This is a genomic window from Brevibacterium sp. S22 (genome assembly GCF_004745485.1).
Classification (GTDB): domain Bacteria; phylum Actinomycetota; class Actinomycetes; order Actinomycetales; family Brevibacteriaceae; genus Brevibacterium.
The window spans coordinates 39490-48540 of sequence record NZ_RHFG01000030.1 but is presented as its reverse complement, the minus strand read 5'-3'; the positions used below and the strand labels follow the sequence as shown (position 1 = coordinate 48540).

Below are 9051 nucleotides of genomic sequence, written 5' to 3'. Positions count from 1 at the left end.
GAAGAAGTCGAAGAAGGAAATCCGACGCAAGCTCAAATGGTATCTAGCGCGTCGGGTCTACAAGATCCTCAACGCGCTAGATACCGTTCCTCAACCTGCTTGACAAGACATAGAAGGATCGAGGTTGTTAAGCCCCCGTCAGGTAGCAAATTGGGGGTGGTCAGCCGATGGGTTTGAGAGCGTGGGCGTTGACTCCGGCGACGTCGGCACCGGACAGGGCCCGGGCCACCCACAGTGACCGGGCGGCATCGGCCAGACTCGACGTCGATCCGCCCGAGGCGGCGCGCAGGTACCAGAACATGTTCGTGATCTCCCGGGCCACCGTCGCACCCATCCCGTACTGCGGATCGACCCCGGCACACAGCGCCAGATCGGTGGCGAATCCGCGCAGCCACGCCGCCTGCGCCTGCGGATGATCAGACGGGATCTCGGCCAATCGGTTCCACAGCACCGGAGCCAAGGTGTACGCGGTCGGACCGGCCAGGGGCTGCGGGTCGATGGCCTTCCATGTCGAGATGCCCGTCGGATCGGGATTGCCGGCGAGGATGTTGTAGTAGTGCAGATCGGCGTGGATGAGCCAATTCTCGTCCGAGGACGCCAGCGTCTGCATCCAGTTGCGGGCAAACGACAGCAGCAGAGGATCGTGCGGACCCGCCTCCGACCACCCGGTCATCAGCCCGGCATCGGCATCGAACGAATTCAGCCACCCGGCCACGACATCCTGGACGCGCAGGAACTCCGAGCTCGCCGGAATCTCCAAGGACCGCTGCAGGGCACCCCATACCGGCGGCACATCCGCCAAGGGCAGCACGGACAGATTGTCCTTCGTGCGCAGCCGCTCCTGCAGAGTGACCCGGAAACTGCGATCATCACGGATGACCCGGACCGCCCCGTGCCCGTTCCACATCTTCAGCGCCCGCAGCACCTGCGCATGTGCAGCCGTATGCGCCGAGGTGGGAGCGGCGAAGCGCAGCACTCCCTGATAGTTCTCCTGAGTGAGCACCGGAATCACCAACGACTCACACCCGGCCCACGGAGCCCCGGGCACATCGTCGAAGCGCAGCTTCCACCGGTCGAGGAGCTCATTGGCCATATAGTCGAGCGCGGCGACCCACGAATCGGTGCGGAAATCGCCGATGATCTCACGCGTCGCACGATAGAGAACCGGTGGAACCTTCACTCCTGCACCTCCGCCTGCCCGGGTTCGTCATAGGTGAAACGCAGCGGCTGCGGATCGGCGAAGACCGTCCGGGATCGAGCCGATTCCCACAGTCGCAGCATCGCCGAGGCGTCCGCCTCCAACCACGGCAGAAGTGCGGAGGCGATGCCGTCCTCGAGGGAGAGGGCGAGCTCTTTCGCCGAGTCCGCGTCCGTCGGGGTGGGATCGAGCTTCCACGCCGAGGCGGCCGGATCGGCCGCGTCCTCACCGAGGAGTTCCAGCATCTCTCCGGACAGAGCCCCCAAGGACTCGAGCCGGGTGAGCGCTCCATTGCGTTCGCGCGACTTCGCCTCGAAGTTCACGGCCAGACGTTCATATCCGTAGGCGGCGGCCCGGGATCGGTTGAGGATCGCATTGAAGACCTTCGCACGATCATCCTGTTCCTCGTCGCCGTCCTGCTTCGAATCCTGAGTCCTCTTCCCGCCCGTGTTCCGGTCCAACTCGTCACGACCGGTGCGGATGAGCTCATCGGCGGTGGTGATGAGCTCCGGCTTCTTCGTCCCGGCGACCAGGGTCAGGCCGGTCGCCGCATCGGCCAGGACGGCGATGAGACCCGAACCCAGGGACGACGAGGCTTCGAAGACGGCACGGGCGGCCACCTCGGCGGCCTGGACGAAGGTGCGCTCCTCCTCGGTCGGTGGCTTTTCAGTGGCGAACTCGGGCGGCGGTCTCCACACCGGTCCGACCGCTGCAACGAAATCGGCGAGGTCTTCACCTGCGGTTTCGGGGTCCCCTGCACCGGGAGAAGTGGAGTCGAGGACGCGGGCCAGACGATTGCGCAGCTGCTGGGTCGAATCCAGCGTGGGGATCTCGGGGTCCTGATCGAGTCGCAGGCCGCAGGCGGTGAGCAGGCCCAGACTCAACCCGCCGACGCCGGCAGTCAGCAGGCCGCGGCGACTGACGGGAAAACGCATACGGCAATCCTATCGGATGGCTGGTCATCGCCGAGGGATGCCCGAGTTGCCGCGGACGGAGACTCGTCGACCCCGCCGGGCCGGGGTGAAGGCTTAACCCAGGCGGCAGCTGTCGCTTAGGGTGGGTGAGAACAAGACGGCCACGCATGTGCACGGTGGGCCGGACCCCGCGCCCCACCTCGGCGCGGGAAAGGTCAGAGATATGGAGGAGAAATGGACGAAGACGTCGAGCGGATCAAGGGCCTGCTCGCCCCGCCCCTGCAAGAGGCGGGATTCCACCTCGAGTCCGTCAAGGCGGTAGCGGCCGGACCGCGGCGCACGCTCACCGTCGTCGTCGACCTCGACGAATCGAGCACCGACCCGATGTCGATGGAGAAGATCGCCGAATCGACGAAGATCGTCGGCGACGCCCTCGACGAGGTCGAGATCTTCCGGGACAAGCCCTACCAGCTCGAGGTCACGAGCCCCGGCGCCACCCGGAAACTCGAGACTCCACGCCACTTCCGACGCGTCATCGGCCGCCGCCTGGAGATCACCACGAAGAAGGACACCTTCAAGCTCGACCTCGCCGAGGTGGGGGAGAGTTCGATCACGGGCACCGACCCCCAGCGCAAGGAGTCGAAGACGGTCGACCTCGGCGATATCCGCAAGGCGCAGGTGGAACTGAAGTTCCGCTGAGGCAGATCTCACGCTCCGCCGACGGTGAGACGGCCCTATTGCAGACAGAGTGCAGGCGCGGACTGGGATAGACTGTGACGCCTGCATAAGTGAACACAGACAATTCAATGCTCGGTTGAGCCGGAGAGGATTTAGACATGGACATCGACCTCAATGTTCTGCGCGTGATCGAACGAGAGCGTGAGATTCCGCTGGAGACCCTCATCGAACTCATCGAACAGGCGCTCTTCCTCGCCTACCAGAAGACCGAAGGGGCATGGCCCGACGCCCGCGCCGAACTCGACAAGTCCACCGGCGAGGTGCGCATCCTCGCCGTGGAGTTCGACAACGACGACAACCCGATCGGCGAATTCGACGACACTCCCACCGGCTTCGGCCGCATCGCGGCCCAGACCGCCCGACAGGTCATCCATCAGCGGCTGCGCGACGTCGAGGACGAGACCCTGCTCGGCACGTTCAAGGGCCGGGAGGGCGAGATCGTCTCGGGCATCATCCAGCAGGGCAGAGACCCGCAGATGGTCCAGGTCGACATCGGCGATGTCGAAGCAGTCCTGCCTCCGCACGAACAGGTCCCCGGCGAGACCTATGCTCACGGCACCCGCCTGCGCGTCTACATCGCCGATGTCCACAAGGGGACGAAGGGCACCTCGGTCACAGTGTCGCGGACCCACCCGAACCTCGTGCGCAGACTCTTCGCCCATGAGGCCCCGGAGATCGCCGACGGCACCGTCGAGATCGTGTCCCTCGCCCGCGAAGCCGGCCATCGCACGAAACTCGCCGTGCGCGCCACGAAGCCCGGAGTCAACGCGAAGGGATCCTGCATCGGCGAACTCGGCTCGCGCGTGCGCGCGGTGATGAATGAACTCGGCCAGGAGAAGATCGACATCGTCGACTACTCTGACGACCCGGCGAAGTTCATCGCGCATGCGCTGTCCCCGGCCAAGGCCAAGAGCGTCGAGATCCTCGACGCCGCCGCCCAGGAATCGCGCGCCATCGTCCCCACCGACCAGCTCTCCCTGGCCATCGGCAAGGAAGGGCAGAACGCGCGCCTGGCAGCGAAGCTCACCGGCTGGAAGATCGACATCATCGCAGGCGAATAGCCTTTCACCGTGATTCGCACCACTGGCCCCCTGGCGCGAGCCGGGGTGTCGGTGCTGTAGAATCATTCATTGTGAATGTTGGTGATGGACCCGTAAGGACATGCATCGCCTGCAGGCAGAAGGCCGGTCGGGACGAGTTGACACGCTTCGTGTTCCGCTCCGATCAGCACCCCGCCGTCGTCCACGACGTGTCAGCGACACTGCCGGGACGTGGTGCCTGGGTGCACCCTGATGAGAAGTGCCTGAACAAGGCTCTGACCACTGCCGCCTTCGCTCGATCCTTTCGAACGAAGATCACCGCCTCGGACCTCCCGAGGCCGGACACCGAACCCAAAGAGAACGGGTAGCCGAATGGATGACAAGTTGTGAGTGTCGCACGATGACACCCAAACGGAATTCGAGAGAGCAGTGAAATGAGAACTGCTCTTCATTGATGAGGTTCTTTCCTGACCGGGAAAGAACCCGGACAGGAGAACTGTGGCAAAGCCCCGTGTCCATGAGCTCGCGAAAGAGCTCGGCACAACAAGTAAGAACGTCCTCGAAAAACTCCAGGACATGGGCGAATTCGTTCGCTCCGCCTCTTCGACGCTCGAAGCGCCCGTGGTGCGCCGCGTGAAGGAGGCATTCGCCGATTCCGCTCCCGCCGATGGTGCGAAGTCCGCGGGCAGTGCGAAGAAGGCCGCCAAGCCGGCCGCGAAGCCCGGAGCCCCGAAGCCCGGTGCGAAACCCGCACCCAAACCAGCCGCGAAGTCGGCGGCCAAACCGGGCGCTGCGAAACCTGCAGAATCGGCCCCCGCCGAGGATGCCGCCCCCGCTGCGAAATCCGCTCCGAAGCCCGGCGCCAAGCCGGCCGCTCCGAAGGCCGCAGAGCCGACCGAGGCGCCCGCAGCCGAGGCTTCCGCAGTCGAGGCTTCCGCGGCCGAGGCTCCTGCGGCCGAGGCCAAGCCGGCTGCCTCCTCGGCGCCGAAGCCCGGTGCACCCAAGCCATCCGGCGCGCCCAAGCCGGGTGCCCCGAAGCCCGGCGCACCCAAGCCCGGCGCACCCAAGCCCGGTGGCCGTGGTGCCGCGCGTCCCGGCAACAACCCCTTCGCCCCTTCCCAGGGAATGCCGAAGCCAGGCCGCGGACCCAAGTCCGGCGGTCGTTCCGGCGGTCAGGGCGGCCAAGGTGGTCAGGGTGGCCAGGGCGGACGCCCCGGCAACAATCCGTTCGCACCTTCGCAGGGAATGCCGAAGCCCGGCCAGAAGCAGCGCGGCGCAGGCGAGGATTCCTCGGGCGGTCCCCGTCCGGCACCTCGTCCGGGCGCACCTCGCCCCAACCCGTCGATGCTGAAGAACTCGGCGCTGAACAAACCCGCTCCCGGCCGCGGTCGCGGCGGAGGGCGCGGAAACGCCCCCGCCGGCGCACCCGGTGCCCCGGGCGGCGCTCCCGGCGGTCCGCGTCGTGGACCCGGCGGCGGTCCCGCTGGTCGCGGTTCGGGTCGCGGTCGCGGAAGCACACAGGGTGCATTCGGCCGTGGCGGCGGTCCCCGTCAGAAGGGACGCAAGTCGAAGCGGGCGAAGCGCGCAGAGCTCGAGCAGATGCAGGCTCCGTCGGTCGGTGGCGTCAGCGTTCCGCGCGGAGACGGGAATACGCCGCTGCGTCTGCGTCGCGGCTCCTCGCTGGCCGACTTCGCCGAGAAGATCAACACCGATCCGACGAACCTCGTGACCGTGCTCTTCCACCTCGGTGAGATGGCCACGATCACCCAGTCCCTCGACGAGGCGACCTTCGAGGTCCTCGGCGAAGAGCTCGGCTACAAGATCGAGATCGTCTCGCCCGAAGACGAAGACCGCGAGCTGCTGGAGACCTTCGACATCGACCTCGATGCCGAAGCCGCAGAAGAGGACGATGAGGACCTGCAGGCACGTCCGCCGGTCATCACCGTCATGGGTCACGTCGACCACGGTAAGACCAAGCTGCTCGATGCGATCCGTTCGGCCAATGTCGCCTCCCGCGAAGCCGGCGGAATCACCCAGCACATCGGTGCCTACCAGGTCGAAGTCGACCACGATGAACGGGAGCGCAAGCTCACCTTCCTCGATACTCCGGGTCACGAGGCGTTCACCGCCATGCGTGCCCGCGGTGCGAAGTCGACGGACCTCGCGATCCTCGTGGTCGCCGCCGACGACGGCGTCATGCCGCAGACGATCGAAGCTCTCAACCACGCTCAGGCGGCCGAGGTGCCGATCGTCGTGGCTGTGAACAAGATCGACAAGGAAGGCGCCAACCCCGCCAAGGTCATGCAGCAGCTGACCGAATACAACCTCGTGGCCGAAGAATACGGCGGCGAGACCATGTTCGTTCCGATCTCCGCGCTCAAGCGTGAGGGCATCGACCAGCTGCTCGAGTCCGTCCTGCTGACCACCGATGCGGCCCTGGACCTGCGGGCGAACCCCGACAAGTCCGCTCGCGGCATCGCGATCGAAGCCAAGCTCGACAAGGGCCGCGGTGCGGTCGCCACCGTCCTCGTCGAGTCCGGCACCCTGCGCCAGGGCGACGCCATCGTCTGCGGCACCGCCTACGGACGTGTGCGTGCGATGTTCGATGAGAACGGCAACCAGGTCGACGAGGCGGGCCCGTCCCGTCCCGTCCAGGTGCTCGGTCTCTCGTCCGTCCCGCGTGCCGGTGACTCGTTCATCTCCACCGATGATGATCGCACGGCCCGTCAGATCGCTGAGAAGCGTGACGCCATCGAGCGCAACGCCGCTCAGGCTCGCGGTCGCAAGCGCATCAGCCTCGAAGACTTCACGAAGGCTCTGGCTGAGGGCAAGGTCGACATGCTCAACCTCATCCTCAAGGGTGACGTCTCCGGTGCTGTCGAAGCACTCGAGGATTCGCTGCTCAAGATCGATGTGGGCGACGACGTCGACCTGCGGATCATCCACCGCGGCGTCGGTGCGATCACGGAGAACGACATCAACCTGGCCACGGTCGACAACGCGATTGTCCTCGGCTTCAACGTCCGTCCGGAAGCGAAGGCTCGGGACCTGGCCGACCGCGAAGGTGTCGACGTCCGCTACTACTCGGTCATCTACCAGGCGATCGACGACATCGAGAGCTCGCTCAAGGGCATGCTCAAGCCCGAGTACGAAGAGGTCCAGACCGGCACCGCGGAGATCCGCGAGGTCTTCCGGTCCTCGAAGTTCGGCAACATCGCCGGCTCGATCGTCCGCGACGGTCTCATCAAGCGCAACTCGACCGCTCGCGTCACCCGCGACGGAATCGTCATCGGCGACAACGTCCACATCGAATCGCTGCGCCGGTTCAAGGACGATGCGACCGAGGTCCGCGAAGGCTACGAGTGCGGTATCGGACTCGGCAAGTTCAACGACCTGCGCGAAGGCGACATCATCGAGACCTTCGAGATGCAGGAGAAGCCGCGCGACTGAACGGTCGCTTCCGACGAGTCACACTCGATGATCAGGAGCGCAGCAGCGCATCCAGAGAGTCGGATGGGACTCGCCACGTGAGTCGAAGGCTCCGGTCGGCCCCCGGACGGGGACCGACCGGAGCCGGTTCGATTCCACAGCTAATATAGGGTCGGAGAGAAGCTCCGGCCCCGAACAGAAGGACAAGCACCATGGCAGACTCGACACGGGCCCGCAAGATCGCCGACCAGATCAAGGTCATCGTCGCCGGCACCATCGAGCGCAGGCTCAAGGATCCCCGTCTCGGCTTCGTCACCGTCACCGATGTGCGGGTGACCGGCGATCTGCAGCACGCAACTATCTTCTACACCGTCTACGGCGACGACCAGGACCTCGTCGGCACCGGTCATGCCCTCGAATCGGCCAAAGGCTTCATCCGCTCCGAAGTCGGCAAGGGGCTGACGATCCGACTGACCCCGAGCCTCGAATTCATCGCCGACGCCGTCCCCGAGGCGGCCGCCCGCCTCGACGGACTGCTCGCTCAGGCCGCCGCCGACGATGCTCGAGTGGCCGGATTGGCCAAGAACGCGCACCCCGCCGGCGAGCCCGACCCGTACAGGAAGAACGACGGCGCCGACGAAGACTGAGACGCCACCGCGGCGATCACTGCATCGTTCCTGGTCATCGAGGGAAAGTCGCAGATCGACAGTGGAGAGCCCGATTTGAGCTTCGTCACGTCCGGAAAAAAGTTCTCGTAACAGTTTTGTTATCTTTCCGAGATGTCGTAGACTTTTTGCGGTAACGAAATGATTACGACTCTGTTAAGGGAATTCTGCATTGGGTAAGCACTCCTCACCGAAGCCGTCGTTCGCGAAGCAGCTGATCCGGGATCTGGCTCCCGGTAAGCGCCCCGCCGGCCGACGCGCAGCGAATGCGCCGTCCTCGGCGACTTCCGTGCTGGCGACCGTCAAGCAGCGTCCTGTCGTCGCCGCGATCGCTGTTCCCGCGGCTGCAACCGCGGCCGTCGTCGGTTCGACCGTTGTCATGGGACCGCCCGAGTCCGGCAACGTCACCACCGAGGCCGCATCGACGACTCCTGAGGAGTCGAGCAGCCCGTCGGCAGTGAGCCAGGAAGAGCTCGACGCCGAGCGCAAGAAGGCCGGCGAGAAGTACCTGGAGAAGGTCAAGGACGACCCGAAATACAAGAACAAGTCCTCGAAGTCCACCCTCGAGGTCAAGGCTCCGCCGAAGCCCAAGCCGACCGCCGAATCCTCGGCCGCTTCCGAGAAGGGCGACAGCGACTCGTCCTCTGATGAGAAATCCGACTCGAATGAAGGTGCTTCCTCGGACGAAGGAGCCTCCTCGGACACCTCGGCTCCGCCGTGCAGCGTGTCCTCCTCGATCGAGTCCGGTCTGCTGCCCAACGCCGTCAACGGCTACCGTGCTGTGTGTGCGAAGTTCCCCGAGGTCAAGACCTTCGGCGGACGCCGCCCCGGCACCGGCTCGGATCACAACACCGGTGAAGCCGTCGACATCATGATCAGCGGCGCCACCGGCGACCGCATCGCCGAATACCTCATCCAGAACCAGGGCGCCCTCGACGTCAAGTACGTCATCTGGAAGCAGCGCATCTGGAAGCCCGGCCAGGGCTGGAAGGGCATGGAGGACCGCGGAGACGCGACCGCCAACCACTTCGACCACGTGCACGCGTCGTTCAACTGATCGCCGGACC

The 9051-nt window shown here is 65.5% G+C and carries 8 protein-coding genes; 6 read left to right on the top strand and 2 right to left on the bottom strand.

Features of this window, described 5'->3' with window-relative positions; all coding sequences use genetic code 11:
- Nucleotides 1–160 precede the first annotated feature (160 nt).
- Together EB835_RS17630 and EB835_RS17625 are read right to left on the bottom strand one after the other, a co-directional pair.
- Nucleotides 161–1180, bottom strand: a complete 1020-nt coding sequence (locus tag EB835_RS17630) for an aminoglycoside phosphotransferase family protein (protein ID WP_135810755.1) — start codon at nt 1178–1180, stop codon at nt 161–163.
- Entirely contained in the window at nt 1177–2133 is a 957-nt protein-coding gene (locus EB835_RS17625) for a hypothetical protein (protein WP_135810754.1), read from the bottom strand. The genes EB835_RS17630 and EB835_RS17625 overlap by 4 nt, the downstream gene beginning before the upstream one ends.
- A 213-nt stretch (nt 2134–2346) precedes the next feature.
- On the opposite strand from EB835_RS17625, the gene EB835_RS17620 reads away from it, so the two are divergent.
- The 6 genes from EB835_RS17620 (at nt 2347) to EB835_RS17595 (ending at nt 9041) form a co-directional block, all read left to right on the top strand.
- Entirely contained in the window at nt 2347–2811 is a 465-nt protein-coding gene (locus EB835_RS17620; RefSeq protein ID WP_135810753.1) for a ribosome maturation factor RimP, read from the top strand.
- A 137-nt stretch (nt 2812–2948) separates the two neighbouring features.
- Nucleotides 2949–3911, top strand: a complete 963-nt coding sequence (gene nusA / locus EB835_RS17615) for a transcription termination factor NusA (RefSeq protein ID WP_135810752.1) — start codon at nt 2949–2951, stop codon at nt 3909–3911.
- Nucleotides 3912–3982: 71 nt separating this feature from the next.
- On the top strand, nt 3983–4258 hold the full coding sequence (locus tag EB835_RS17610) for a YlxR family protein (protein WP_135810751.1): 276 nt from the start codon (nt 3983–3985) through the stop codon (nt 4256–4258).
- Nucleotides 4259–4388: 130 nt separating this feature from the next.
- Nucleotides 4389–7340: a translation initiation factor IF-2 gene (infB, locus tag EB835_RS17605; RefSeq protein ID WP_135810750.1), complete on the top strand. Its 2952-nt coding sequence runs from the start codon at nt 4389–4391 to the stop codon at nt 7338–7340.
- A 191-nt stretch (nt 7341–7531) separates the two neighbouring features.
- Nucleotides 7532–7966, top strand: a complete 435-nt coding sequence (gene rbfA, locus EB835_RS17600) for a 30S ribosome-binding factor RbfA (RefSeq protein WP_135810749.1) — start codon at nt 7532–7534, stop codon at nt 7964–7966.
- Between the two features lie 190 nt (nt 7967–8156).
- Entirely contained in the window at nt 8157–9041 is an 885-nt protein-coding gene (locus EB835_RS17595) for a ligand-binding protein SH3 (RefSeq protein ID WP_135810748.1), read from the top strand.
- Nucleotides 9042–9051: the final 10 nt, after the last annotated feature.